The 1,396-nt window shown below is 75.7% G+C and carries 2 protein-coding genes; one reads left to right on the forward strand and one right to left on the reverse strand.

Features of this window, described 5'->3' with window-relative positions:
* Nucleotides 1-5 precede the first annotated feature (5 nt).
* Complete coding sequence (locus tag AB0J52_RS40655) at nucleotides 6-617, forward strand: class F sortase (RefSeq protein WP_500188564.1); 612 nt, start codon at nucleotides 6-8, stop codon at nucleotides 615-617.
* A 24-nt stretch (nucleotides 618-641) separates the two neighbouring features.
* Here the strand turns inward: AB0J52_RS40655 and AB0J52_RS40660 are convergent.
* The coding region (locus tag AB0J52_RS40660; RefSeq protein WP_500188563.1) for a phosphotransferase family protein at nucleotides 642-1,396 on the reverse strand (755 nt) is incomplete at its 5' end.

Genomic DNA, 1,396 nt, shown 5'->3' on the forward strand with positions numbered 1-1,396 from the left:
GCCGCATGCCCGGCCGCGCCTACCTGGTCGCCGGGGGCCTCGCCGTCCTCGGCGCCGTCGCCGTCGGCCACGGCGTCCGCTCCCCCGCCGAGGCCGAGCGCTACCGCGACTTCGGCGGCCCGCGCGCGCTGTGGAGCATCCCGGACGGCACCGAGTTGCCCGCCGCCGTCCCCGAGCGCGTCGAGATCCCGGCCGCGGGCGTCCGCGCGGCCGTGATGCCGGTCGGCCAGAACCGCGACGGGACCGTCGAGGTGCCTCCGTTCGACGCCGCCGGCCGCGTCGGCTGGTACCGGGGCGGCCCGCCGCCGGGAGCGCGCGGCTCGTCCGTCCTGCTCGGCCACTACGACGACCGGAGCGGACCCGCCGCCTTCTACCGGCTGCACACGGTGCGGCCGGGCGCGGTCGTGAAGGTCGCGCGCTCCGACGGCCGGACGGCGCTGTTCCGCGTGGACGCCGTCGAGCAAGTCCCCAAATGGGGCTTTCCCGGCAGTCGCGTGTACGGGGACGTCCGGTACGCCGGACTCCGGCTGATCACCTGCGGCGGCCGGTACGACCGCGACGAGCACTCCTACCGGGACAACCTCATCGTCTACGCGCACCTCACCGGCTCGGCCTGACTACTTTGAGGGACGCCGGGAGGCTCACGCGCCGGGGAGCATCCGGAGCAGGTCCCACTCGTTCTCGGCGACGCGCCGGCCGAGCGCCGCCAGCTCCACCGAACGCTCGGCGCCGCCGCGATGCCGCTCGGCCTGGACGGCGCAGAGGATGCCCCAGCGGGCGGTGCCGAACATCTCCCACCAGCGCAGCGCGTCCCGGTCCACCGGGCCGCCGCCCGCGCGCTCGTACCCGGCCACCAGATCGTCGTAGCCGCCGAAGCCGCCCACCGGAGCGTCCGCCCCGAACCGCCACGCCCGCACGCACAGCCAGCCGAGGTCCTCCAGCGGATCGCCGAGGTGCGCCAGCTCCCAGTCCAGGACGGCGCGCACCCCGTCCGGCCCGATGATCAGGTTCCCGTTGCGGAAGTCGCCGTGCACGACCACCGGCAGACGCGCCGGAGGACGGTTGCGGTCGAGCCAGCGCAGCGCGAACTCCAGCGCCGGGTAGGGCTCGGGCATCGCGGCGAGGATCTCCCGCCACAGCGTGAGCTGGTCGCCCGCCTCCAGTGCGCCGACCTCGGCCGGCGGAATCCGGTGGACGGCGGCGAGGATCTCCCCGCACCGCGCCGCGAGCCGGGGCCGGACGTCCGCCAGCGCCGGGTCGCGCAGGATCCGGCGCGGAATCGTCTCGCCCTCGATCCGCTCCATCACGACGATCCCCTGGCCGGCGGCGTCCTGGTCGAGGCCTTCGGGTGGCCCGCGATCTTCCTGGTCAACCTGCCCGTCGGCGTGGTCCTTCT

Source organism: Spirillospora sp. NPDC049652 (assembly GCF_040675125.1).
GTDB lineage: Bacteria > Actinomycetota > Actinomycetes > Streptosporangiales > Streptosporangiaceae > Spirillospora.